Consider the following 24,844-nt stretch of genomic DNA (forward strand, 5'->3'; position numbering starts at 1 on the left):
TCAGACACCGAGTGCGATCAGATCTCGGTTTCGGCTTCCTCGGCTTCGAAGGCAGCCTTCTCTTCTTCGGTCATTTCCTTGATCGTCAGCTTGACGCGATTGCGGTTGTCGATGTCGAGCACCTTGACCACGATCTCGTCACCCTCATTGAGGTAGTCACGCACGTCATTGACGCGCTCGGGCACGATCTGGGAGATGTGCACCAGGCCGTCGGTACCCGGCATGATGTTGACGAAGGCGCCGAAGTCGGCGATACGCACCACCTTGCCACGGTACAGCTTGCCGATTTCCGCCTCGGCGGTGATCGCCAGCACGGTATCGATGGCCTTCTTGGCGGCCTTCTTGTCCTCGGCGTAGATGCGCACGGTGCCGTCGTCGTCCAGGTCGATGGAGGCGCCGGTGTCGTCGCAGATCTTGCGGATGGTGGCGCCACCCTTGCCGATGACGTCGCGGATCTTGTCCGGGTCGATCTTGATGGTGGCCATGGAGGGCGCGTTGTCGGAGACCTCGGCACGGCTCTCGGCGATCACGGTGTTCATCTGCTCGAGGATGCTGATGCGCGCCTCATGGGCCTGGTTCAGGGCCGTTTCCATGATCTGCTCGTCGATACCCTCGATCTTGATGTCCATCTGCAGGGCGGTGACACCCTCGGCGCTGCCGGCCACCTTGAAATCCATGTCGCCGAGGTGATCCTCGTCGCCGAGGATGTCGGTCAGCACGGCGTAGCCATCAGCGTCCTTGACCAGGCCCATGGCGATACCCGCCACCGGTGCCTTGATCGGCACGCCGGCGTCCATCAGTGCCAGCGAGGTGCCGCAGACAGAGGCCATGGAGCTGGAGCCGTTGGACTCGGTGATCTCGGAGACCACGCGAATGGTGTAGGGAAAGTCCTCTTCCGCCGGCAGCATGGCCTGGACACCACGACGGGCCAGACGACCGTGGCCGATCTCGCGACGCTTGGGACCGCCCATGAAACCGGCCTCGCCCACCGAGTACGGAGGGAAGTTGTAGTGCAGCAGGAAGCGGTCCTTGCGCTCGCCTTCCAGCGACTCGATCAGCTGGGAGTCACGCAGGGTGCCCAGGGTCGCGACCACCACCGCCTGGGTCTCGCCACGGGTGAAGATGGCGCTGCCGTGGGTCTTGGGCAGGGTACCGGCCTCGATGGCCAGCGGACGCACGGTCTTGTGGTCACGGCCGTCGATACGCGGCTCGCCCTTGATCACGCGGGCACGTACCACGCGCTTCTCGAGACCGGCGAAGGCGCCTTCGACCTCGGAGGCCTCGAACTTGCCGTCTTCTTCACCGGCCAGCTTCTCGACGGCCTCGGCCTTGAGTGCGGACAGGGCATCCTGGCGCTGCATCTTGTCGGTGATGCGGTAGGCTTCGCCGACCTTGGCTTCGAAGCCCTGGGCCAGGGCTTCCTTGAGCGCGGTGTTCTCGGCGGCGGGCTGCCACTCCCACTTGGCCTTGCCGGCCTCGGCGGTCAGCTCGTTGATCGCCTGGATGACGGTCTGCATTTCCTGGTGGCCGAACAGCACGGCGCCCAGCATCTCGTCCTCGAGCAGCTCTTCGGCCTCGGACTCGACCATCAGCACGGCCTTCTCGGTACCGGCCACGACCATGTTCAGCTCGGAGCCGCCGAGCTCCTCGACGGTCGGGTTGAGGAAGTAGCCACGCTCTTCATTGAAGCCCACACGAGCGGCGCCGATGGGACCATTGAAGGGCACGCCGGAAATCGCCAGCGCCGCCGAGGTGCCGATCATCGCGGCGATGTCCGGATCGTGGTTGCGATCGGTGGACAGCACGGTACAGATGACCTGGACTTCGTTCATGAAGCCCTTGGGGAACAGCGGACGGATCGGACGGTCGATCAGTCGCGAGGTGAGGGTTTCCTTCTCGGTGGGACGCCCTTCACGCTTGAAGAAGCCGCCGGGAATCTTGCCGACCGCGTAGGTCTTTTCCTGGTAGTGGACAGACAACGGGAAGAAAGGCTGGCTCGGGTTGGCCTCCTTTCTGGCCACCACGGTGCACAGCACCACGGTGTCGTCCATGGTGACCATCACGGCACCGGTGGCCTGGCGGGCGATGCGCCCGGTTTCCAGGGTGACGGTGCTGCGACCGTACTGAAACGTCTTCTTGACCGGATTCACGGCGACTTCCTTTACTTTTCGATGTTTGGGTCGTTTTTGACTCGGCGACTATTTTAGGGGGTCAAGCCCGTGAGGGCCACCACAAAGGTCAAGGGAGTTTCAAGTGGCCGCCGCTGCCTGCCGCGACCGCGCACAACGCTGTACCACCAACGACAACGGGCAGCCCCGTGGGGCTGCCCGTTATCTGACGCCGCTTCCCGAAGGAAGCCTTGTCGCGCTTGCGTCTTAGCGACGCAGACCCAGACGCTGGATCAGGGACTGATAGCGCTCGAAGTCCTTGCGCTTGAGGTAGTCAAGCAGCTTGCGGCGCTGGTTGACCATGCGGATCAGGCCACGACGGGAGTGGTGATCCTGCTTGTTGGTCTTGAAGTGATCCTGCAGGCCGTTGATGTTGGCGCTGAGCAGGGCCACCTGAACCTCGGGGGAACCGGTGTCGCTGTCACCACGGCCGTATTCGTTGACGATTTCGGCCTTCTGTTCGGCGGTAAGTGCCATCTGTCTCTCCAGTAAGCAATATGCCTGAATGATGAATGTCGGAGACCACGCATATTTGCAGTCTCCAGCTGCCGCAACCCCTTGAGGGGGTCAGTCTTGCCCTGAGCCCGCGACGAACGTGCTCAGAAGGCGCCGGGGCACGATATCCCCGGTAGGCTCGACCAGACCGAGACCGATAAAGGACTCACCCTGATAGAGGCGATACAACGACTCCTCGGCCATGGCCGAATCGCCGCCCTCGAGCTCACCGCGTGCCGGGCGTCCAAAGCGCAGGGCCTGGACACCTGCCTCACTGAGGCGATGAGCCGGGAGGTGTTGAAGCAGACTGTCGATCGGTGCCAGGCGCGCCTGGCGCTGGCCGTCGTCCTGGGCCTCGAGCGTGTCGAAATCGACCATGCCATCGGCATCGAAGGGGCCGGTCTTCAGCCGTCTGAGCTGCGAGATATGCCCTTCGCAACCCAGCGCCTTGGCCATGTCCTCGGCCAGCGTACGCACATAGGTGCCTTTGCTGACCCGGACCTCCAGGTCGAATCCTGGGGACTCGCCCTCGAGGCTGGCGGAAAGTAGCCGAGCATCATACACCCTTATCCGCCGGGTTGCACGATCTACGCTTTTGCCCTCTCGCGCCAGTTCGTAGAGCTTGCGCCCCTGGTGCTTGAGCGCGGAATACATCGGCGGCAGTTGATCCTGCTCGCCGATGAAATCCGCCACTACCGACGCGACGTCGCTGCGCACCAGCGCCGGCACCGGCGCCTCGGCGATGACCTCGCCTTCGGCGTCACCGGTATCGGTGCTCTGCCCGAGCTCGACCCGGGTGCGGTACACCTTGTCGGCCTCGAGCAGCTGGTTGGAAAACTTGGTAGCCTCGCCGAACAGCACCGGCAGAAGCCCTGTCGCCATGGGGTCCAGGGTACCGGTATGACCGGCCTTCTGGGCCTGGTACAGGCGCCTCGCCCGCTGCAGTGCAAAGTTGCTGGACATGCCCTTGGGCTTGTCCAGCAGCAGTACACCATCGATCGGCAGTCCTCGACGACGACGGGCCATCAGTCCTTGGCCCCGTCCTCGCCGCTGTCGTTCTCGTCATCCCCCTCGGGGTGGCGAGAGCGATCGCTGGCCACCGCCTCTTCGATCAGCGATGACAGGTGCTGACCACGCACCACGCTTTCGTCATAGTGAAAGCGCAGTTCCGGCACGTGACGTAGTTTGATGCGACGCGCCACCTGGCTACGCAGGAAACCGCCGGCGCGCTTGAGCACCTTGAGGTTTTCCTTGATCCGTTCCGGGTCCTGCTCACCCAGCAGGGTGATATGGACGTCGGCGTAGCCGAGGTCACGACTGACCTCGACCCCGCTCACGGTGACCATCCCCAGGCGCGGGTCCTTGACCTCGCGCTGGATCAGGACCGCCAGCTCCTTCTGGAGCTGGTCGGCCACTCGGTCGGTACGCTTGAATTCGCGCATGGATGACGACTCCTCGAACGCTTACAGCGTGCGCTCGACCTTGACCTGGTCAAAGACCTCGATCTTGTCGTTGACCTGGACATCGTTGTAGTTCTTCACCCCGATGCCACACTCCATGCCGTTGCGCACTTCCTGGACGTCGTCCTTGAAGCGGCGCAGCGACTCGAGCTCGCCTTCGTAGATGACCACGTTGTCGCGCAGCACGCGGATCTTCTTGTTACGGAAGACCGTACCCTCGACCACCATGCAGCCAGCCACGGCACCGATCTTGGGCGCGCGGAAGACGTCACGGACCTCGGCAATACCGACGATCTCTTCCTTCCACTCGGGCTCGAGCATGCCGCTCATGGCCTGCTTGACCTCGTCGATCAGGTGGTAGATGACGCTGTAGTAGCGCAGCTCCAGACCTTCACGCTCGATGATCTCGCGGGCGGCCGCATCGGCACGCACGTTGAAGCCGACCACGATGGCCTCACTGGCCAGCGCCAGGTTGGCATCGGTACCGGTGATACCGCCAACGCCGGAGGACACCACGGACACCTGCACCTCGTCGGTGGACAGCTCCTCGAGGGCGCCCTTGATCGCTTCCAGGGAACCCTGGACGTCGGCCTTGAGCACGATGTTGACCTTGGCGGCCTCGCTCTGGCCCATCTGGGAGAACATGTTCTCCAGCTTGGCCTTCTGCTGGCGTGCCAGGCGAATCTCGCGGTACTTGCCCTGGCGGAAGTTGGCGACTTCACGCGCCTTCTTCTCGTCGGCCACGACCATGAAGTCGTCACCGGCTTCCGGGGTGCCATCGAGACCCTGGATCTCCACCGGCATGGCGGGACCCACGGCGTCGACCTGCTTGCCGAGTTCGTTGGTCAGGGCACGCACACGGCCGTAGTGCAGACCGGCCAGCACGATGTCGCCCTTCTTCAGGGTACCGTTCTGGACCAGCACGGTGGCCACCGGGCCGCGACCCTTGTCGAGGCGAGACTCGACCACCACACCCTTGCCGGGTGCGCTCGGGACCGCCTTGAGCTCGAGCACCTCGGAGACCAGGTGAACGGCTTCCAGCAGCTCCTCGATGCCTTCGCCAGACTTGGCGGAGACGTGGACGAACTGGGTGTCGCCACCCCACTCCTCGGAGATCACGCCGTGCTGGGACAGCTCGTTCTTGACCCGGTCGGGATCGGCTTCCGGCTTGTCGATCTTGTTGACCGCGACCACCATCGGCACTTCGGCAGCCTTGGAGTGCTCCACCGCCTCGATGGTCTGGGGCATGACGCCGTCGTCGGCCGCCACCACCAGGATGACCACGTCGGTGGCCTTGGCACCACGGGCACGCATGGCGGTAAACGCCGCGTGACCAGGGGTGTCGAGGAAGGTCACACCGTCGCTGTCGTCCTCGACGTGGTAGGCACCGATGTGCTGGGTGATACCGCCGGCTTCACCGGTGGCCACCTTGGCACGACGAATGTAGTCGAGCAGCGAGGTCTTGCCGTGGTCGACGTGACCCATGACCGTGACCACCGGAGAGCGGGTGATTTCCTCGCCCTCGTAGGAGATGGCTTCGAGCACTTCGGTCTCGAGGGCATCGTCCTTGACCAGCTTGGGCGTGTGGCCCATTTCTTCCACCACGATAGCCGCAGTGTCCTGGTCGATGGTCTGGTTGATGGTCACCGCGGCGCCCATGGTGAACATGGCCTTGATGACCTCGTTGGCCTTGATCGACATCTTGTCGGCCAGTTCGGCCACCGAGATGGACTCGGGAATCGAGACCTCACGCACGATCGGCTGGGTCGGCTTCTGGAAGCCATGCTTGCCGTTGCCCTGGCTGCCGCCACGACGGCTGCCACGGCGCTCGGCGCGCTTGGCCTTCTTGCCACCGCCACGACGACGCTCTTCGCGGTCGCTGCGATCGTCGTCGTCACGCTCGCCACGGCCTTTCTTGCCGGTCTTGGCGGCGGCCTTCTTGACGGCGGCACGACGCACGTCGCCACGACCTTCCTTGGGCGGCGCCGGCGGCTCGTCGCCAGCCGGGGCAGAGGTGTCGAGCTCGGGCACCGGAATGTCGGGCACGACGGCGGCCTCTTCGGCCTCGCGCTTGGCCTTGGCGGCCTGCTCGGCGTCCTGGCTCGCCTTCTGCTCGGCGCGCTGCTTGGCTTCTTCGGCCTCCTGGGCCTCGCGACGTGCACGGGAATCGGCCATGTCGCCGACCAGCTGACGCGGACCGTGGTCCTCCACCGGCGCCGGGGCTTCTTCCTGGGCCTCGTCACGCTTGACGTAGGTGCGCTTCTTGCGGACCTGGACCTCGATGGTCTTGCCGCGCTCGCTGGTCTTGATCTTGCTGCGCGTCTTGCGGGTCAGGGTGATGCGATTGCGCGCAGCCGCGCCCACACCGCTGCCACCGCCATGGCTCTTGGTCAGAAAGTCCAACAGCTTGCGCTTGTCTTCCTCGGACACGGCGTCGGCTTCCGACTTGTGCTCGAGTCCGGCTTCTTTCATCTGTTCCAGCAGACGGGGCACTTCACGCCCCACCTTCGCTGCAAAATCCTTAACGGTCATCTCTGACATTACGACCCTCCTCAGCCCGTGACCCTGTTACTGTTCGCTCTCGAACCAAGGCGCACGGGCGGTCATGATCAATGCCGCGGCGCGCTCTTCGTCCACCTCTTCGATGTCCACCAGATCATCGACAGACTGTTCAGCCAGATCTTCCATGGTCTTGATGCCACGGCTGGCCAGGATGAAGGCCAGATGGCGCTCCATTCCGTCCATCTCCAGCAGATCATCCGCCGGCTGGGCTCCGTCCAGTTCCTCCTCGGAGGCAATGGCCAGGTTCAAGAGCTCGTCCTTGGCGCGAGCTCGAAGCTCCTCGATGAGGTCTTCGTCGAACTCTTCGATTTCCAGCATTTCCTCGACCGGTACGTAGGCCACCTCTTCAAGCGAGGTGAAACCTTCCTCGACCAGCAGCCGAGCGACATCATCATCGATGTCCAGGTGCTGAACGAAGTGCTCGACCAGACTGTCGATTTCCTGGTCGCGCTTGGCCTCGGCGTCGGCTTCGGTCATGACGTTGATACGCCAGCCGGTCAGCTCGGACGCGAGACGCACGTTCTGGCCACTACGGCCGATGGCCTGGGCCAGGTTGTCCTCGGCGACGGCCACGTCCATGGCGTGGGCATCCTCATCCACCAGGATGGAGGCGACGTCGGCCGGGGCCATGGCGTTGATCACCAGCTGTGCGGGATTGTCGTCCCACAGCACGATGTCGACGCGTTCGTTCTGCAGCTCCGAGGACACCGCCTGCACGCGCGAACCGCGCATGCCGACGCAGGCGCCCACCGGGTCGATGCGACGGTCGTTGGTCTTGACCGCGATCTTGGCCCGGGAGCCCGGATCACGCGCCGCACCCTTGATCTCGATAAGCTGCTCGGCGATCTCGGGAACCTCGATCTTGAACAGCTCAATGATCATCTGCGGGTTGGTGCGCGACAGGATCAACTGGGCGCCACGCGCCTCGGCGTCGACCTTGACCAGCAGTGCGCGCACCCGCTCGTTCATGCGGTAGCGCTCACCGGGGATCATCTCGCTGCGCGGCAGGAAGGCCTCGGCGTTGTCGCCCAGGTCAATGATCAGGCCGTCACGTGTCGTCTTCTTGACGATACCCGCGACCAGTTCACCTTCACGCTCGGCATAGATGCGCACGACCTCGGCACGCTCGGCCTCGCGCACCTTCTGCACGATGACCTGCTTGGCGGTCTGGGCGGCGATACGACCGAAGGCCGCATTCTCGATGCGCTCCTCGACCACGTCACCCAGGCCCAGCGGCGGATCCCGCTTTTCGGCGAAGGTCAGCTTGATCTCGGCGTCGGGTCCGTCGAAGTCATCGTCCTCGACCACCACCCAGCGGCGGAAGGTCTCGTACTCGCCGGTCATCCGGTCGATGTGTACGCGGACGCTGGCTTCCTCATCCTCGAAGCGCTTGCGCGAGGCACTGGCCAGCGCCGCCTCGACGGCTTCGAAGATGACCTCGCGGGGGACACCCTTCTCGTTGGAGATCGCGTCAACGACCGCCAGAATTTCTTTACTCATGCCTTAAAGCCTCGCCAAAAAACCGATCCTTGTTCTCTCTTGTCGCGCATCAGTCGTCGCGCATCAGTGAGCGTCACTCGTCAAACTGAGGAACCACCCGCGCCTGATCGATGCCGTCGATCGGAAAGCAGTATTCCTCACCGTCGATCTGCACCAGCACCTCGTCACCCTCGGTTCCGGCGAGCACGCCCTGGAACTTGCGCCGACCCTCGAAGGGAGCGCGCAGCTTCAGAGCCACGTGATGGCCAGCGTAACGGGAGAACTGATCGAGACGGAACAGCGGACGATCCATCCCGGGCGAAGACACCTCGAGACGGTACTCCCCGGCGATGGGATCCTCGACATCCATGATGGCGCTGACCTGTCGACTGATATCGGCACAGTTGTCGACACTGACGCCATCGGCGTGATCGATGTAAATCACCAGACGGGAATGTTTTCCCTGGGACAGATAGTCGATACCCCAGAGCTCGAACCCCATGGCCGTTACCACCGGTTCGATCAACGCATTGAGCGCAGCATCTTTGGTCGCCACGAATGAAAGCTCCTACAGCCGTTGCATCAGCACCTGGCCGGGAGTGAACAGGAAAGTCAGGTGGCTGATTGGCGTTCGCGCCGCCGGGCGAGCCCCGGCAAGCTGCTAACAAAAAGCCCCTTCACAGGAAGGGGCTTTTTCCAAGAAACCTGTCACCATCTGGCAGAAGTTCGCATGCCCCTTGAGGATACCTGCATGCCTGCCAAGAAGATGGTAGCGGGGACCGGATTTGAACCGATGACCTTCGGGTTATGAGCCCGACGAGCTACCAGACTGCTCCACCCCGCATCAATCTAGGCCGGTGAGTATACTGCGCCTTGACCAGGGCGTCAAGGCATTTCACCGAACCGCCAACCCTGAGAGAAGATCACCGGTCATCACCGGTCATCACCGGGAGAGCTTGTCATCCACGCCGTCATTGCAGAAGACGAGGATGGTGCCGAAGGCGGGACTTGAACCCGCACGACCGTAAGGTCACTACCCCCTCAAGATAGCGTGTCTACCAATTCCACCACTTCGGCTAGGGGAGTTCCGGAGATCAGCCTTGGCTGTCCTCCAGCACTGGCGCTGCATTATCCACGTCGCTTGAACCTTCGTCAAGCGTAGGCGCAGAATTTTCCTGACTTTCTTCCTCAAGCGCAGGCGCACTGTTCTGGGTGCTTTCGTCATCCAGGGTCGGCGCGCTGTTCTGCCGCTCGATCACCTCGGCGTCGGGAATACCCGCTTCTGGCGCGGAATTGCCCGCCTCGGAGGCGAAGTAGGCCAGGGTCAGGGAAGTGGCGAAGAAACACGCCGCCAGCGCCCCGGTCGCCTTGGACAGGAAACTGCCGCTGCCACGGGAACCGAAGACGGTCTGGGAGGCACCGCCACCGAAGGAGGCGCCGGCATCGGCGCCCTTGCCCTGCTGCAGCAGGATAAGAACGACCAGGGCGATGGCGATCGCCACATGGATCATGAGAATGGCAACTTGCATGGATTCAACCTGCTGACTGACAAATGGCTAGAAAATCGTCGACCTTCAGCGATGCTCCGCCGATCAGGCCGCCGTCGATGTCCGGTTGGGCCAGCAATTCCGCCGCGTTGTCGGGCTTCATGCTGCCGCCGTAGAGAACCTGCATGGACGCCGCCAGGGCGCCATCGTAACGTTCGAGTCGTGCACGAATCGCCGCATGCACCTGCTGCGCCTGCTCAGGCGTTGCGGTACGACCGGTGCCGATCGCCCAGACCGGCTCGTAGGCCAATACCAGGCGCGCGCGCTCGTCACTGTCGAGGGCTTCCATCACCGCCTCGAGCTGACCGAGCACCACCGCCTCGGTACGCTCGGCGTCGCGCTCTTCCAGGGTTTCCCCCAGGCACAGCACCGGCGTCAGCCCCTGACCAAGCGCGGCCTGCACCCGTGCAAGCACCGCCGCGTCGTCTTCTCCGAACAGGGTACGCCGCTCGGAGTGTCCGACCAGCACCATGTCGGCGCCGACGTCAGCAAGCATGGCGCCGCTCACCTCGCCGGTGAAGGCTCCGCTCGGCTGGTCGCTCAGGGTCTGGCCGGCCAGCCTGACGCTCTGCGGCAACCGCTCCCTGGCCACCCCGACATAGGGAAAGGGAACCGCCAGGGCCAGCGTCACCGCCTGCGGCAATTCGGCGCCGGACAGCGCCTCGGCGAAGGTATCGATCAGGCTCAGCGAGCCATTCATCTTCCAGTTGCCGGCGATCAGCGGTGCACGCATGGAACATCCTCTTTCAAGGTGGGCCGAAATGGTATAGGAGCGGCCCTGTCAAGACAAGATTTGCCGCGGGATCGAAGCCTTCGGTCCCGCGCTGGAGCAAGCCGACAAGACGCTTTCGCCGGCATCTGGGTCCACCAGGCCTCGCGTCATGGCACCGCGAAACCGGGCGGTGAGATCAGGGTTCAGCCGACCAGCTCACGCACGTCATCGGCCAGACGCCTGGCCAGCCCTTCGACATCCAGATGAGGGCGCCCCTCGACCATGACGCGAATCAGCGGCTCGGTACCCGAGGGGCGCAGCAGCACGCGGCCCTCATCGCCAAGCTCGGCCTCGACCGCACGGGTGGCCTGTTCGAGACTCGGGTCGGCCATCACCGCCTTGGCGTCGACGCCCGCCGACAGGCGCACGTTGACCAGCGACTGAGGCGCCTTCTCGAAGCCGTGCAGCAGACGTGACAGGGGCTTTTCCTCACGCACCATGTAGGACAGCACCTGCAGCGCCGAGACGATACCGTCGCCGGTGGTCTGCACGTGGCGACAGACGATATGCCCCGAGGACTCGCCACCCAGCTGCCAGTCGTTGGCGGCCAGGCGCTCCATCACGTAGCGATCGCCGACCTTGGCACGCTCGAAGGGCACGCCCATGGACTCCAGCGCTGCAGCCAGCCCGAAGTTGCTCATCAGGGTACCGACCACACCACCACCCAGCTCGCCACGCTCGTGACGGTCCTTGGCGATCAGGTAGAGCATGTCGTCACCGTCGATCTCGTGACCATCGGCGTCCACCATCAGTACTCGATCGCCGTCGCCATCGAAGGCGATACCCAGATCGGCGCCTTGCTGGATCACCGCCGCGCGCAGCGCCGCGGGATGGGTCGAGCCCACCTCCTGGTTGATATTGAGGCCGTCGGGCTCGGCCCCGACCAGGCTGACCTTGGCCCCGAGCTCCTTGAACACCGCCGGCGCGATGTGATACGTCGCGCCATGGGCGCAGTCCAGCACGATACGCAGGCCGTGCAGGTTGACCCGGTCGGGGATCGTCGACTTGCAGAACTCGATATAGCGCCCGGCGGCGTCGTCGACCCGGCTGGCCTTGCCCAACTCCCTCGGTGACACCGTGGTCAGGGTCTCATCCAGTGCGCGCTCGATGCGCTCCTCGATCTCATCGCCCAGCTTGGCGCCCTCGGCCGAGAAGAACTTGATGCCGTTGTCCTGGTAGGCGTTGTGGGAAGCGGAGATGACGATCCCCGCATCGGCGCGAAAGGTCCGCGTCAGGTAGGCGATACCCGGTGTCGGCATCGGACCGAGCAGCATCACGTCAACGCCCGCCGCCGACAGTCCCGCCTCGAGGGCCGACTCGAACATGTAGCCGGAGATCCGGGTGTCCTTGCCGATCAGTACCCGCGCCCGCTGACGGCGTGGCTCGAGCACGCGGCCGGTAGCCCAGCCCAGCTTGAGCATGAAGTCCGGCGTGATCGGCGCCTGACCGACAGTACCGCGAATGCCATCCGTGCCAAAATAGCGTCTAGCCATGGTGTTCTCCTTCCTCGAGAACGGCCCAGGTCATGTTCACCGCGTCCACATGGGGCCCCACATCGTGAACGCGTAGTATCCGTGCGCCTCGCTCCACCGCCAGTGCCGACAAGGCCAGACCGCCCGACAGGCGCTCCTCGACCGCACGGTCGAGCACCTTGCCGATCATGCTCTTGCGCGACATCCCCACCAGCAGCGGAAGCCCCAGGGCTTCCAGGCGCTCCAGGCGATGCAACAGGCGAAGATTATGCTCCACGGTCTTGGCGAAGCCAAAACCTGGGTCAAGCAACAGTCGCTCTCGCTTGAGACCGGCGGCCTCGCACTCGGCGATGCGCCTTTCGAGGAAGTCTGCGACCTCTTCCTCCACCGGCCTGTCATAACGGGGCGCGTCCTGCATGTCGCCCGGCTCGCCGAGCATGTGCATCAGCACCACCGGCAGCCCGGTGCCGGTCGCCGCCGCGACGGCGCCCTCACGACGCAGGTTGCGCACATCATTGATCATGCCAGCCCCGGCCTGGGCGCTTTCGCGCATGACCTCCGGCGTCGAGGTATCCACCGACACCAGGGCATCCAGCTCCCGTACCAGCGCCTCGACCACCGGGATCACCCGGTCGAGCTCCTGCTGCGCGGTGACCGGCGTCGCACCGGGCCGCGTGGACTCGCCGCCCACGTCGATGATGGCGGCACCCTCGGCAAGCATCTGTTCGGCATGGCGCAGGGCGTCGTCGATGACCACGTGATGGCCACCGTCAGAAAAGGAATCGGGAGTGACGTTGAGGATCCCCATGATGCGGGGAAAGGTCAGATCGAGGCGGTGTCGACCACAGGGCAGTACAGCGGGGTAACGAGCGTCCATCGAAGAGGATGTCCTGGGAAAATCTGGGTATTCACCAAAGAATACTAATGCGAGAGGCGGGTCATGCAACGCCAGAGGCGCCCCGCGGGGCGCCTCTGTGAGCGGGCGGGCCGTCAGCTACCGGCGGGGCCGCCAAGGGGGTCGGAGGGGCGACGGCCGGAGCCTTTGTCATCCTCTTCCTCGTCCCCGTCGCTGGTGTCGGCGCTGGACTCCGGCTCCTTCGACGGCTCGGGATCACCGGTGACCGGAGAGCCGCCGCCGGAACCGGGCTCATCCCAGTCCTTGGGCGGACGCGGGTCACGCCCTTCCATGATGTCCTTGAGCTGATCCGCGTCGATGGTCTCGTAATGCATCAGCGCTTCGGCCATGGCATCGAGCTTGTCGCGATTGTCCTCGAGGATCTGACGCGCCTGCTCGTAGCAGCCGTCGATGATCTTGCGCACTTCCTTGTCCAGACGCGAGGTGGTTTCGCCCGACTTCAGCTTGCCACCGCCCTGGCCCGGGCCGCCGAGGAACTGGTGAGACTCGTCCTCGTCGTACATGATCGGCCCCATCTCCTCGGACAGGCCCCACTTCGCCACCATGTTGTGGGCAAGCTCGGTGGCACGCTTGATGTCGTTGGAGGCGCCGGTGGTGACACCGTTCGGTCCCAGCGTCATCTCCTCGGCGATGCGGCCGCCGAACAGCGAGCAGATCTGACTGATGATCTGCTGGCGCGACAAGCTGTAGCGATCCTGCTCCGGCAGGAACATGGTCACACCCAGGGCGCGGCCACGCGGAATGATGGTCACCTTGTAGACCGGGTCATGCTCCGGCATCACCAGACCGATGATGGCGTGGCCCGACTCGTGGTAGGCGGTGTTGAGCTTTTCCTTCTCGGTCATGACCATGGAGCGGCGCTCGGCCCCCATCATGATCTTGTCCTTGGCCAGCTCAAGCTCTTCCATGCCCACCAGACGCTTGTTGCGACGAGCGGCGAACAGCGCGGCCTCGTTGACCAGGTTGGCCAGGTCGGCACCGGAGAAGCCAGGGGTACCACGGGCAATGAAGGTCGGCTTGACGTCATCGGCCAGCGGCACCTTGCGCAGGTGCACGTTGAGGATATGCTCGCGACCACGGATATCGGGAAGCGGCACCACCACCTGACGGTCGAAGCGGCCCGGGCGCAGCAGCGCAGGGTCGAGCACGTCGGGACGGTTGGTGGCGGCGATGACGATGATGCCTTCATTGGCCTCGAAGCCATCCATCTCGACCAGCAGCTGGTTCAACGTCTGCTCGCGCTCGTCGTTGCCGCCGCCCATGCCGGCGCCGCGCGAACGACCCACGGCGTCGATCTCGTCGATGAAGATGATGCAGGGTGCCTGCTTCTTGGCCTGCTCGAACATGTCGCGCACACGGGAAGCACCCACACCGACGAACATCTCGACGAAGTCAGAGCCTGAGATCGAGAAGAACGGCACCTTGGCCTCGCCGGCGATGGACTTCGCCAGCAGGGTCTTGCCGGTACCGGGAGGCCCGACCATCAAGACACCGCGGGGGATGGTGCCACCCAGCCGCTGGAACTTGGTCGGATCACGCAGGAAGTCGACAAGTTCCTCGACTTCCTCCTTGGCCTCGTCACACCCCGCCACGTCGGCAAAGGTGGTCTTGATCTGATCCTGGGACAGCAGTTTGGCCTTGGACTTGCCGAAGCTCATGGGGCCGCCCTTGCCGGCACCACCGCCCTGCATCTGGCGCATGAAGAACATGAAGATGGCCAGGATCAGCAGAATCGGGAAACTCGCGATCAATAGTCGCGTCCACAGACTCTGCTGTTCCGGCTTCTTGCCCACCACGGTGACATTGTTGGACAACAGATCGTCCATCAGCTTCGGGTCCTCCGCCGAGGGGCGGATGGTCTGGAAGCTGGAGCCATCGTTGCGCTCACCGCTGATCGTGTAACCGTCGATGGTTACACTGCGTACCTGCTCGTTTTGCACCTGTTCGACGAACTGGGAGTAGTTCATCTGGTTGGGTGCGTTCTCGACGCTGAAGTTGTTGAACACCGTCAGCAGCACCGCCGCGATGACCAACCACAGAATCAGGTTCTTCGCCATGTCGTTCAAGGGACCACCCTCAATTGCAAGAATCTGTCGGCCTAGGTGCCTAAGGGTTCGACACTACATGACCCGGCCTGGTTCAGCCAGCCTGATCGGATCCAACGAAGCGGCGCAAGCGCCCCTTCCGCCGGGACTCACCCTCGGAAAATGCCGAAAAAATGTCGATGCGATGACTGCCTGGCAGGCCATCGCACGCCATCATGTGTCCTTTCCTGCCCGTACCATGCCTCAAGACTGGCACAGCCAGGCCACTTTTGCCGGTATCGCTCCGGTAGGCGCGGTCTATCAGACGTCGACCGGCGCCAATGCTCAGCCCTTGAATCCCTGGGCCAGCAGGTAGACCTCGCGGGAGCGTGCCCGCGATGCCCCCGGCTTGCGCGTCACCACCTTTTGAAAGGCGCCGCGCAGCTCCTTGAGATATTCGTCGAAGCCTTCGCCCTGGAACACCTTGGCCAGGAAGGTACCCCCGGGACGCAGCGTCTGGCGAGCCAGGTCGAGCGCCAGCTCCACCAGGTACATTGCCTGGGGCTGATCGATAGCCGCCATACCACTCATATTGGGGGCCATGTCCGACATCACAAGGTCCACCGGGCGATCACCGAGCCTTGCCAGCACCTCTTCCAGCACGCTTTCCTCGGTAAAGTCACCCTGTACGAAGTCGACCCCGGCCAGGGCGTCCATCTCGAGGATGTCCGAGGCGATGACCACGCCGGCGTCACCGACACGCTCTGCGGCGATCTGGCTCCAGCCGCCCGGCGCCGCACCCAGATCGATGACGGTCATGCCCGGCTTGAACAGCTTGTCCTTGTCGTCCAGCTCCACCAGCTTATAGCTGGCCCGGGAACGGTAGCCGTCCTGCCAGCTCTGCTGAACGTAGCGATCATCGAAGTGTTCCTTCAACCAGCTGGCGCTGGTCTTGCTCGCGCTGCTCTTGCCGGATGAGGATTTTTTACCGGAGGGGGGACGGGATGCTGCCACTGAGCCACCTGAAAGAAGATTTCCTGAACAATTGCCGGAAGGGCGTTGCTCGAAGTGCATTTACTGCGGACACCCGGCATGGCCGCCGGAGCCGAACCGCGTGGCGGGGAGGCTCGCCGCAGGAACCGAGGGGTGGGCTGCACGACGCATCGAGCGGCTTTGCCACCGCCGGCGAACGGCTGCCTGGAGATTGTCATGCACAAGCGCTTTCACCGCACGGGGAATCCCCGTACCATGTGCTGTCACGCGCCCTACGGCCAAAACGGAATGAAGCAAGATACCATGAGCTTGTCACAGGCACAAAAGAAAGCAATGCGCAGCATCGGCCACCACCTCGACCCGGTGGTGACGGCCTCGGAGAACGGTATTTCCGAAGGCATGCTGGCCGAGCTCGAACGAGCCCTGAACGACCACGAACTGGTCAAGGTGAAGCTCGCGATCCCCGACCGCGACGACCGCACCGCTGTGCTCGACGAACTCGTCGCCCAGAGCCGCTCCGAGCTGATCCAGAAGATCGGCAAGGTGGCCCTGCTGTACCGCAAGAACCCCAAGGCCAACCCGAAGCTGTCCAACATCACGCGCTTCGAGAACCACCACGGCCGCCACTGACGCACCGGCGCCACTGACGCACCGGCGTCGCTGCGCCACCACCGGGCGCCGACGAGCCTGTCGCCAGAAAAGACACCGCCCCGCCAGGAATCCTGGCGGGGCGGTGTCGTCTGGATCGAAGGGTCCGGGTCTAGATGTGCTCGACGCCGGTGATCTCGTACTCGACCTCACCACCGGGGGTGCGGACCAGCACGACCTCACCCTCTTCCTTGCCGATCAAGGCACGGGCGATGGGCGAGGTGACCGAGATGCGACGCTGCTTGATGTCGGCCTCGTCCTCACCGACGATGCGGTAGGTCACCTCTTCGTCGGTATCCAGATTCAGAAGCTCGACGGTCACGCCGAAGATCACTTTGCCGGTCTTGGGCAGCTTGGTGACGTCGATGACCTGGGCGTTGGACAGCTTGCCCTCGATCTCCTGGATACGCCCCTCGATGAAGCCCTGCTGCTCGCGCGCGGCGTGGTACTCGGCGTTCTCCTTGAGGTCGCCGTGCTCACGCGCTTCGGCGATGGCAGCGATCACTGTCGGGCGAGCCTCGCTCTTGAGCTGTTCGAGCTCTTCACGCAGGCGTTGCTCACCGGCGACGGTCATCGGGACCTTGTTCATGTATTCGCTCCTGCATGCAGTTCCTGTAGCCGCCGCACGGTCACGGCATTGCCGTACTCGAGCGCCAAACAAACGGCACTGGCCCCTGCCAGCGTCGTGGCATAGGGAACCTTGCGGGCGAGTGCGGTGCGGCGGATCACCGAGGAGTCATTGATGGCCTGGCGGCCCTCGGTGGTATTGACGATATAGGCGATCTCGTCGTTCTTGATGGAATCGACGATGTGTGGCCGGCCTTCGTAAACCTTGTTGACGACCTCGACGGGCAGACCAGCCTGTTCAAGGGCTGCCGCCGTTCCTCGGGTCGCACAGAGTGTGAAGCCCAATGTTACCAGAGAACGCGCCACTTCGATAACACCCGCCTTGTCCGGTTCGCGAACCGACAGGAACGCCTTGCGATCGCCGGTCAGCGCCGGAATCGCCTCACCTGCACCGAGCTGAGCCTTGTAGAAGGCCTCGGCGAAGGTGTCGCCGGACCCCATCACCTCGCCGGTGGACTTCATCTCCGGCGACAGGATCGGATCGACGCCAGGGAACTTGTTGAACGGGAACACCGCTTCCTTGACGCTGTAGAAGTGCGGCACGATCTCGCGCTCGAAGCCCTGCTCCTTGAGGCTGACGCCGGCCATGCAACGGGCCGCCACCTGGGCCAGCGAGGTACCGATGCACTTGGACACGAAGGGCACGGTGCGCGAGGCGCGCGGGTTGACCTCGATGACGTAGATCTCGCCGTCCTGCCAGGCCAGCTGGACGTTCATCAAGCCCTTCACGCCAAGCTCCACGGCCATGCGCTTGACCTGCTCGCGCATCTCGTCCTGCACTTCCGCCGGCAGCGAGTACGGCGGCAGCGCACAGGCGGAATCGCCTGAGTGCACACCAGCCTGTTCGACGTGCTGCATGATACCGCCGATCACCACCTGCTCACCGTCGGACACCGCGTCGATGTCGATCTCGATGGCGGCGCTCAGGAAGTGATCGAGCAGCACCGGCGAGTCGTTGGAGACCTTGACCGCGTGGGTCATGTAGTTCTCCAGCTCGCTGGCGTCATAGACGATTTCCATGGCGCGCCCACCGAGCACGTAGCTCGGGCGCACCACCAGCGGGTAGCCGATCGCCTCGGCCTTGCTGAAGGCCTCGTCAAAGCTTCTGGCGGTGGCGTTGGGCGGCTGCTTGAGGCCCAGCTTGTCGATCATCTGCTGGAAGCGCTCGCGATCCTCGGCGCGGTCGATGGCGTCCGGGGTGGTACCGATGATCGGCACACCGGCGGCCTCGAGCGCACGTGCAAGCTTCAGCGGCGTCTGACCGCCGAACTGCACGATCACCCCGACCGGCTTCTCCTTGTCGGCGATCTCGAGCACGTCCTCCAGGGTCACCGGCTCGAAGTACAGACGATCGGAGGTGTCGTAGTCGGTGGACACGGTCTCCGGGTTGCAGTTGACCATGATGGTCTCGTAGCCGTCGTCGCGCATGGCGAAGGCGGCGTGGACGCAGCAGTAGTCGAACTCGATGCCCTGACCGATACGGTTGGGGCCACCGCCCAGCACCATGATCTTCTTACGATCGCTGACCTCGGCCTCGCACTCCTCCTCGTAGGTGGAGTACATGTAGGCGGTGCCGGAGGCGAACTCGGCGGCGCAGGTGTCGACGCGCTTGTAGACCGGACGGATACCGGCGTCATGGCGCGCCCTGCGCACATCGTCCTCGGACACGCCCAGCACCTTGGCCAGGCGAGCATCGCCAAAGCCCTTGCGCTTGAGACGATAGAGTTCGCGCGCGTCCAGCGACGACAGCGGACGGCTGGACAGATCCTGCTCGATCTTGACCAGATCCTCGAGCTGCACCAGGAACCAGGGGTCGATGTTGGTCAGCTCGAACACTTCTGCCACCGACATGCCGGAGCGCATGGCATCGGCGATGAAGAAGATACGCTCGGCGCCGGCGGCCTGCAGCTCGCCCTTGATCAGCGCCATGTTCTCGTCGCTGAACTCGGTGACGATGGGATCGAGACCGTCGTTGCCGGTCTCCATGCCACGCAGCGCCTTCTGCAGCGACTCCTGGAAGGTGCGGCCGATGGCCATGACCTCGCCCACCGACTTCATCTGGGTGGTCAGACGGTCGTTGGCCTGGGGGAACTTCTCGAAGGTGAAGCGCGGAATCTTGGTGACGACGTAGTCGATGGACGGCTCGAAGGACGCCGGGGTGCGACCGCCGGTGATGTCGTTCTGCAGCTCGTCCAGGGTGTAGCCCACCGCCAGCTTGGCGGCGATCTTGGCGATCGGGAAGCCGGTGGCCTTGGAGGCCAGGGCGGAGGAACGCGACACCCGCGGGTTCATCTCGATGACCACCATGCGGCCGGTCTCGGGGTCCACGCCGAACTGGACGTTGGAGCCACCGGTCTCGACACCGATCTCACGCAGCACCGCAAGGGATGCGTCGCGCATGATCTGGTATTCCTTGTCGGTTAGCGTCTGGGCCGGCGCCACGGTGATGGAGTCACCGGTGTGCACGCCCATGGGGTCGAAGTTCTCGATGGCACAGACGATGATGCAGTTGTCGTTCTTGTCACGAACGACCTCCATCTCGTATTCCTTCCAGCCCAGCAACGACTCGTCGATCAGCAGCTCGTGGGTCGGCGAAAGCTCGAAGCCGCGCCCACAGATCTCCTTGAACTCTTCCTTGTTGTAGGCCACGCCGCCACCGGAGCCACCCATGGTGAAGGACGGCCGGATGATCACCGGGAAGCCCAGCTCTCCCTGGATCTCCCAGGCCTCATCCATGCTGTGGGCGACCTTGGCCTTGGGGCACTCGAGACCGATGTTCTTCATCGCCTTGTCGAAGCGATCGCGGTCCTCGGCCTTGTCGATGGTGTCGGCGTTGGCGCCGATCATCTCCACGCCGTACTTTTCCAGTACGCCGTGGCGATCGAGATCCAGCGCGCAGTTCAGCGCGGTCTGGCCGCCCATGGTCGGCAGCACGGCGTCGGGACGCTCGGCCTCGATGATCTTCTCCACCGCCTGCCAGGTGATCGGCTCGATGTAGGTGGCATCCGCCATGGCCGGATCGGTCATGATGGTGGCCGGGTTGGAGTTGACCAGGATGACGCGAAAACCCTCTTCGCGCAGCGCCTTGCAGGCCTGGGCGCCGGAATAGTCGAACTCGCAGGCCTGGCCGATGACGATGGGGCCAGCGCCGATGATAAGGATGCTTTTCAGGTCTGTACGCTTGGGCATGGTGCTTCCCGCAAGAAAATTGGACGATGAACCGGAGTCTGTGTCAGCGCCTTAGCGACGGCTGCGCATCATGTCGATGAAGCGGTCGAACAGCGGCGCCACATCGCGGGGGCCGGGGCTCGCTTCGGGGTGGCCCTGGAAGCTGAACGCCGGACGGTCGGTACGCTCGATCCCCTGCAGGGTGCCGTCGAACAGCGAGCGGTGGGTGGCGCGCAGGTTATCCGGCAGCGTGGTCTCGTCGGCGGCAAAGCCGTGGTTCTGGCTGGTGATCATCACGTGGCCGCTGTCCAGTTCCTGCACCGGATGGTTGGCGCCGTGGTGGCCGTGATTCATCTTGACCGTAGTGGCACCGCTGGCCAGCGCCAGCAACTGGTGGCCCAGGCAGATGCCGAACACCGGCACTTCGGTCTCGAGGATCTCGCGGATGGCGTCGATGGCGTAGTCACACGGCTCGGGGTCGCCGGGTCCGTTGGACAAAAAGACGCCGTCGGGGTCGAGCGCCAGCACCTCGGACGCCGGGGTCTGGGCCGGCACCACGGTCAGCTTGCAGCCGCGACTCGCCAGCATGCGCAGGATGTTGAACTTGACGCCGTAGTCGTAGGCCACCACATGGAAGGGCCGCTCGGCCCCTTCGGTATCGGCGTAGCCCTTGCCCAGCGTCCACTCGCCCTCGTTCCAGACGTAGCGCTCGCTGCAGGACACCACCTTGGCCAGGTCCATGCCCTTGAGCCCGGGGAAGGCGCGGGCGGCTTCCAGGGCGCGCGCTTCGGCGTCGTCGCCCAGGGCCTCGTCGCCGGCCACAATGGCACCGTTCTGGGCACCCTTGTCGCGCAGGATTCGAGTCAGCCGGCGGGTATCGATGTCGGCGATGCCCACCACGTTCTGGCTGGCGAGATAGTCCGAGAGGCTCTGGGTAGATCGGAAGTTGCTGGCGACGAGCGGCAGATCGCGGATGACGAGGCCCGCGGCGGCGATGCTGGCGGACTCAACGTCCTCGGGATTGATGCCGGTATTACCGATATGGGGATAGGTGAGGGTGACGATCTGTCGGGAATAGGAGGGGTCGGTCAAAATTTCCTGATAGCCGGTCATGGCCGTATTGAACACCACCTCACCACTGGTCTGCCCATCAGCGCCAATGGCCGTGCCGTGGAATACGCTGCCATCTTCCAGGGCCAAGATTGCGGGTTTGTTCAACGCTACGTCCTCCCAAAGCTCGTCAAGGTATCTACGACCGCCGCCATACGCTCGCCGGCGTCGGCGACCTGTCGCCAGGCCATTCGGCACCGACCCGGCCCATCGTGCGTCAAGCACACAAGGAGCCGGGCCGTAAAAAAGCGGGACGAAACCCGGTGTTTGACCGGTTTCATCCCGCTTGTTGTCATTCGCTCGGAATGCAGAGCCGGCACCTATGCTGCGAGAGACGTACTGAACGCTCTCGACGCGACACTTTCATGCCCGGCCCGGCCAAAATTTTTGGAATGTTACAGCATCTGGGCCGGGCTGACTACCCCGGAACAAGCGCTTTGCCATGGGTAACACCACCTCCGACGTCGCCAGAGGCCCACAAAACTCAGTCCAGGCCCAGCACGTCGGACATGCCGTAGCGTCCCGCCTCACGCTCGGCGACCCAGCGTGCTGCGCGCACCGCGCCCCGGGCGAAGGTCATGCGGCTGGACGCCTTGTGAGTGATCTCGATGCGCTCGCCTTCGGTAGCGAACATCACGGTATGCTCCCCGACGATATCGCCGGCACGCACCGTGGCGAAGCCGATTTCCTTGGGATCGCGAGGACCGCACTGGCCTACCCGCTCGAACACCCCGTGCTCCTTGAGGTTGCGATCCAGCGCCCCGGCGACCACCTCGCCCATGCGCAGGGCGGTACCGGACGGCGCATCGACCTTGTGACGATGGTGGGACTCGATGACCTCGATATCATAGCCCTCGTCGCCCAGCGCCTTCGCTGCAGTCTCCAGAAGCTTCAGGGTCAGATTGACGCCGACGCTCATGTTGGGCGCAAACACCGTGGGCACTCGCTCGGCATAATCGTCGAGCTCGGCCTGCTCGTCATCGGACAGACCGGTGGTGCCGATGACGATGGCCTTGCCATGCTCGGCACAGAAGGCCAGGTTGGCCAGGGTCACCTTGGGCGCGGTGAAATCGATCAGCACGTCGAAGTCATCGACGATGGCCTCGAGGGAGTCCACCGCCGCCACGCCCTGGCGGCCGACTCCGGCCAGCTCGCCCAGATCGGCGCCAGCCAGCGAACTGCCCGGCTCGACGATGCCGCCGGCGAGGGCGGCGTCGTCGTCCTGCATCACGGCGTTGACCAGGGTGCGGCCCATGCGGCCGGCGACGCCGACGATGGCGATACGGGGGGCGGTACGGCTCATGCAATCTCCTGGAGAAACGAGAGTTCGAACAGACAGGCGGATCAACGTAGATACGCCAAAATGTAAAGGGATTCGGCGCAGTATACCAACGTCGCTCCCTCTTGCCTCGCCCTGGCCTTCACGCTGACATTCCCGCCCGACAGGACCGCCCCATGCCGTTCAGAAAAATGCTCCGATTGCCCCTTATCAGCACGCTGGCAGCGTCCCTGTGGCTTGGCGGCTGCACCGCCCAGGTCAAGCCGACCAGCTTGCAGGGCGAGGCCCCCGCCCAGCCGGGGCTGAGCATGTGCGGCACCCTGGCACTGCCGAGCCAGTGGCGTCCCACCGAAAACGATACCAGCGTTCCCCTGGGTGGTCTCTCGGCCATGGCCTGGGACACTGACGACAACCTGCTGCACCTGGTCTCCGATCGGGGACGCGTGCACCAGGCAAGGCCAGTACTTGAAGATGGCTGGCTGGTGGACCTGCGCCCGATCACCAGCCACCGATTGAAGGCGCAGGACGGTAAACCGCTGGAAGGCAAGGCAGCAGACGCCGAGTCGCTGGTGCTGGAGAGGGCCGATGATGGCGTCACCGGCAACACCGAACTACTGATCGGCTTCGAGCAGGATCATCGCGTGCAGCGTTTCGCTCTCGACGGGATGCCAGAGGGGAACGCCCTTCGCTCACCGCTTACCCTTGATGCAGGTGCCAATGAAAGCCTGGAAGCACTCACCCGGGTGCCGGGCATCGGGCTGGTGGCGGGTCTGGAGTCACCGCCCGATGGCATGAGCGCGCAAAACGGCGTCAGGCACACCCTTCTGTTCAGCCTGGCGGAGGACGGTAGCGACACGCGCCGGTGGCGCTACCCGCTGGCCTCACCGGCCGACAGCGCCCTGACCGAGCTGCTGGCCCTGGAGAACACTGCCACAGAGACTCCACCGCGGCTGCTGGCGCTGGAACGCGCCTTTTCTCCGCCACGTCCGCTGACCATCAGCTTAAGCCTGGTGGAGCTGCTGCCACCGCCGCAGGTACGGGTGACACGCCTGGCCAGCCTGTCCGCCGGAGAAGGCTGGCGCGTCGACAATATGGAGGGGCTAGCGCAATTGCCCGGTGGCGAATTTCTGATGGTCAGCGACGACAACTTCAGCGCCCTGCAGCGCAACCTACTCGCCTGCTTTCGACTGCCCGAGGAGGCGCTCCCACGATACTGACCCCATTCGCGCCATCGGCCGACGATGTCACTCGGCCACCCTGCTTAGCGGCGGGCCACCAGCAAGTGATGATTGAACCCGTCAGGGCCCCACAGCCAGGCCGACTCAGCATCGGTGAAGCGCAGCGGCTCGCGCCTGACCTGAGAGAAGCCGACCGACTGCAGCGTTGTGACCACGATGCGACCAGGGATCGCCACGTGGTCCACCGGCAAGACGTCGTCACCGGCGCGCACCTGACCAGGCACCAGGCTCCAGGGCCGGGGCCGCTCGCCCGGGGCGACGCCCGGGTCGTAGCGATAGCTGGTCAACGCCTCGAGGCGATCCATGCGCGCCGGGTCAAGCACATAGTCGTGGGTGATATCGAGCCACACCAGCAGGCCACCGGGCTTGAGCGCCTCGAACAGGTTACGGCAGGCACGGGTGAGCATGGCCTGGTGCTGGATGAAGTGGAAGGCGAAGACACTGACCAGGGTATCGAAGGGCGCCTCCGGCAGAACAAGCTTGCGATAGGCGTCCTCGACCCGAAAGCCGAGGCCCGGTGCCTGGTGGCGCCGGCTGGCCAGCGCGACCTGGGAGGGACTGATGTCGATGCCCAGCACCTCTTGCGCACCCTTGCCCTTGAGTTCGGCCGCCAGCGCTCCGTTGCCACAGCCCACATCAAGAAGACGCTTGCCGACCAGATCTTCTTCCAGATTGAGATAGTGAAGAACGGAACCGGTGAAGGTGCCGTATCGCTCGTCGCGGGCCAGCTGGTCATAGCGCTCGCTCAGCGCCTCGGAGAAGACGTCGTTGGCAAGGCCGCGGTCGCCAGGCTGCTGACAAGGGGAAACGGCTTGTGCGCCGAGAAGGGGGCTGGCTGACGGCATGGGGGCTCCTTGGCATTGATGCGCCTTTGCCCCACCTTTAC

At 64.1% G+C, this 24,844-nt stretch carries 20 protein-coding genes and 2 tRNA genes; 2 read left to right on the forward strand and 20 right to left on the reverse strand.

Features of this window, described 5'->3' with window-relative positions:
- Nucleotides 1–17 precede the first annotated feature (17 nt).
- The 15 genes from pnp to rlmE all read right to left on the reverse strand — a co-directional run bounded on the left by pnp (nt 18) and on the right by rlmE (nt 15,909).
- Nucleotides 18–2,150, reverse strand: coding sequence for a polyribonucleotide nucleotidyltransferase (gene pnp / locus NH448_RS04255; protein ID WP_045992263.1), 2,133 nt, complete (start codon nt 2,148–2,150; stop codon nt 18–20).
- A gap of 225 nt (nt 2,151–2,375) precedes the next feature.
- Nucleotides 2,376–2,645: a 30S ribosomal protein S15 gene (gene rpsO / locus NH448_RS04260; protein ID WP_045992264.1), complete on the reverse strand. Its 270-nt coding sequence runs from the start codon at nt 2,643–2,645 to the stop codon at nt 2,376–2,378.
- A gap of 90 nt (nt 2,646–2,735) precedes the next feature.
- Complete coding sequence (gene truB, locus NH448_RS04265; RefSeq protein WP_045992265.1) at nt 2,736–3,689, reverse strand: tRNA pseudouridine(55) synthase TruB; 954 nt, start codon at nt 3,687–3,689, stop codon at nt 2,736–2,738.
- A complete protein-coding gene (gene rbfA, locus NH448_RS04270; protein WP_045992266.1) occupies nt 3,689–4,105 on the reverse strand; it encodes a 30S ribosome-binding factor RbfA in 417 nt (138 codons plus the stop codon). Before rbfA ends, truB begins: the two co-directional genes overlap by 1 nt.
- Nucleotides 4,106–4,126: 21 nt before the next feature.
- Entirely contained in the window at nt 4,127–6,664 is a 2,538-nt protein-coding gene (infB, locus tag NH448_RS04275; protein WP_045992267.1) for a translation initiation factor IF-2, read from the reverse strand.
- Nucleotides 6,665–6,691: 27 nt separating this feature from the next.
- Nucleotides 6,692–8,185, reverse strand: coding sequence for a transcription termination factor NusA (gene nusA / locus NH448_RS04280; protein WP_108131788.1), 1,494 nt, complete (start codon nt 8,183–8,185; stop codon nt 6,692–6,694).
- A gap of 73 nt (nt 8,186–8,258) precedes the next feature.
- Entirely contained in the window at nt 8,259–8,720 is a 462-nt protein-coding gene (gene rimP, locus NH448_RS04285; protein WP_045992269.1) for a ribosome maturation factor RimP, read from the reverse strand.
- 211 nt (nt 8,721–8,931) lie between these two features.
- Nucleotides 8,932–9,008, reverse strand: a tRNA-Met gene (locus NH448_RS04290).
- A 146-nt stretch (nt 9,009–9,154) separates the two neighbouring features.
- A tRNA-Leu gene (locus NH448_RS04295) sits at nt 9,155–9,241 on the reverse strand.
- 17 nt (nt 9,242–9,258) lie between these two features.
- Nucleotides 9,259–9,693, reverse strand: coding sequence for a preprotein translocase subunit SecG (secG, locus tag NH448_RS04300; RefSeq protein WP_222516168.1), 435 nt, complete (start codon nt 9,691–9,693; stop codon nt 9,259–9,261).
- Between the two features lie 4 nt (nt 9,694–9,697).
- On the reverse strand, nt 9,698–10,444 hold the full coding sequence (gene tpiA / locus NH448_RS04305) for a triose-phosphate isomerase (protein ID WP_108131789.1): 747 nt from the start codon (nt 10,442–10,444) through the stop codon (nt 9,698–9,700).
- 182 nt (nt 10,445–10,626) lie between these two features.
- Nucleotides 10,627–11,976 (reverse strand): phosphoglucosamine mutase, encoded by a 1,350-nt coding sequence (gene glmM, locus NH448_RS04310; RefSeq protein ID WP_045992272.1) that lies wholly within the window; start codon nt 11,974–11,976, stop codon nt 10,627–10,629.
- Nucleotides 11,969–12,763 (reverse strand): dihydropteroate synthase, encoded by a 795-nt coding sequence (gene folP, locus NH448_RS04315; protein WP_108131904.1) that lies wholly within the window; start codon nt 12,761–12,763, stop codon nt 11,969–11,971. The genes glmM and folP overlap by 8 nt, the downstream gene beginning before the upstream one ends.
- A gap of 182 nt (nt 12,764–12,945) precedes the next feature.
- Entirely contained in the window at nt 12,946–14,937 is a 1,992-nt protein-coding gene (gene ftsH, locus NH448_RS04320) for an ATP-dependent zinc metalloprotease FtsH (protein WP_253028441.1), read from the reverse strand.
- Nucleotides 14,938–15,240: 303 nt separating this feature from the next.
- Nucleotides 15,241–15,909, reverse strand: coding sequence for a 23S rRNA (uridine(2552)-2'-O)-methyltransferase RlmE (gene rlmE, locus NH448_RS04325; RefSeq protein WP_045992275.1), 669 nt, complete (start codon nt 15,907–15,909; stop codon nt 15,241–15,243).
- Nucleotides 15,910–16,191: 282 nt separating this feature from the next.
- Between rlmE and yhbY the strand changes: the two genes are divergently transcribed.
- Nucleotides 16,192–16,518, forward strand: a complete 327-nt coding sequence (yhbY, locus tag NH448_RS04330; protein WP_045992299.1) for a ribosome assembly RNA-binding protein YhbY — start codon at nt 16,192–16,194, stop codon at nt 16,516–16,518.
- Between the two features lie 130 nt (nt 16,519–16,648).
- On the opposite strand, the gene greA is transcribed toward yhbY, so the two are convergent.
- The 4 genes from greA to dapB all read right to left on the reverse strand — a co-directional run bounded on the left by greA (nt 16,649) and on the right by dapB (nt 22,744).
- Nucleotides 16,649–17,125, reverse strand: a complete 477-nt coding sequence (greA, locus tag NH448_RS04335) for a transcription elongation factor GreA (protein ID WP_108131792.1) — start codon at nt 17,123–17,125, stop codon at nt 16,649–16,651.
- Nucleotides 17,122–20,352, reverse strand: coding sequence for a carbamoyl-phosphate synthase large subunit (gene carB / locus NH448_RS04340; RefSeq protein WP_253028442.1), 3,231 nt, complete (start codon nt 20,350–20,352; stop codon nt 17,122–17,124). Before carB ends, greA begins: the two co-directional genes overlap by 4 nt.
- A 51-nt stretch (nt 20,353–20,403) precedes the next feature.
- Nucleotides 20,404–21,549: a glutamine-hydrolyzing carbamoyl-phosphate synthase small subunit gene (gene carA / locus NH448_RS04345; RefSeq protein WP_253028443.1), complete on the reverse strand. Its 1,146-nt coding sequence runs from the start codon at nt 21,547–21,549 to the stop codon at nt 20,404–20,406.
- Nucleotides 21,550–21,925: 376 nt separating this feature from the next.
- On the reverse strand, nt 21,926–22,744 hold the full coding sequence (gene dapB / locus NH448_RS04350) for a 4-hydroxy-tetrahydrodipicolinate reductase (protein ID WP_253028444.1): 819 nt from the start codon (nt 22,742–22,744) through the stop codon (nt 21,926–21,928).
- Nucleotides 22,745–22,896: 152 nt separating this feature from the next.
- On the opposite strand from dapB, the gene NH448_RS04355 reads away from it, so the two are divergent.
- Complete coding sequence (locus NH448_RS04355; RefSeq protein WP_253028445.1) at nt 22,897–23,937, forward strand: esterase-like activity of phytase family protein; 1,041 nt, start codon at nt 22,897–22,899, stop codon at nt 23,935–23,937.
- A 44-nt stretch (nt 23,938–23,981) separates the two neighbouring features.
- Here the strand turns inward: NH448_RS04355 and NH448_RS04360 are convergent, their stop codons facing one another.
- Nucleotides 23,982–24,803, reverse strand: a complete 822-nt coding sequence (locus NH448_RS04360) for a class I SAM-dependent methyltransferase (protein ID WP_253028446.1) — start codon at nt 24,801–24,803, stop codon at nt 23,982–23,984.
- Nucleotides 24,804–24,844 lie beyond the last annotated feature (41 nt).

The sequence above is a fragment of the Halomonas sp. OfavH-34-E genome, assembly GCF_024124525.1.
Taxonomy (GTDB): domain Bacteria; phylum Pseudomonadota; class Gammaproteobacteria; order Pseudomonadales; family Halomonadaceae; genus Halomonas; species Halomonas litopenaei.

Excerpts from the sequence above, each read along its gene's own strand:
- rpsO (WP_045992264.1), bottom strand. The coding sequence starts at position 2,645 with ATGGCACTTACCGCCGAACAGAAGGCCGAAATCGTCAACGAATACGGC.
- truB (WP_045992265.1), bottom strand. The coding sequence starts at position 3,689 with ATGGCCCGTCGTCGTCGAGGACTGCCGATCGATGGTGTACTGCTGCTG.
- rbfA (WP_045992266.1), bottom strand. The coding sequence starts at position 4,105 with ATGCGCGAATTCAAGCGTACCGACCGAGTGGCCGACCAGCTCCAGAAG.
- infB (WP_045992267.1), bottom strand. The coding sequence starts at position 6,664 with ATGTCAGAGATGACCGTTAAGGATTTTGCAGCGAAGGTGGGGCGTGAA.
- nusA (WP_108131788.1), bottom strand. The coding sequence starts at position 8,185 with ATGAGTAAAGAAATTCTGGCGGTCGTTGACGCGATCTCCAACGAGAAG.
- secG (WP_222516168.1), bottom strand. The coding sequence starts at position 9,693 with ATGCAAGTTGCCATTCTCATGATCCATGTGGCGATCGCCATCGCCCTG.
- tpiA (WP_108131789.1), bottom strand. The coding sequence starts at position 10,444 with ATGCGTGCACCGCTGATCGCCGGCAACTGGAAGATGAATGGCTCGCTG.
- glmM (WP_045992272.1), bottom strand. The coding sequence starts at position 11,976 with ATGGCTAGACGCTATTTTGGCACGGATGGCATTCGCGGTACTGTCGGT.
- folP (WP_108131904.1), bottom strand. The coding sequence starts at position 12,763 with ATGGGGATCCTCAACGTCACTCCCGATTCCTTTTCTGACGGTGGCCAT.
- yhbY (WP_045992299.1), top strand. The coding sequence starts at position 16,192 with ATGAGCTTGTCACAGGCACAAAAGAAAGCAATGCGCAGCATCGGCCAC.
- greA (WP_108131792.1), bottom strand. The coding sequence starts at position 17,125 with ATGAACAAGGTCCCGATGACCGTCGCCGGTGAGCAACGCCTGCGTGAA.
- carB (WP_253028442.1), bottom strand. The coding sequence starts at position 20,352 with ATGCCCAAGCGTACAGACCTGAAAAGCATCCTTATCATCGGCGCTGGC.
- dapB (WP_253028444.1), bottom strand. The coding sequence starts at position 22,744 with ATGAGCCGTACCGCCCCCCGTATCGCCATCGTCGGCGTCGCCGGCCGC.
- NH448_RS04355 (WP_253028445.1), top strand. The coding sequence starts at position 22,897 with ATGCCGTTCAGAAAAATGCTCCGATTGCCCCTTATCAGCACGCTGGCA.
- NH448_RS04360 (WP_253028446.1), bottom strand. The coding sequence starts at position 24,803 with ATGCCGTCAGCCAGCCCCCTTCTCGGCGCACAAGCCGTTTCCCCTTGT.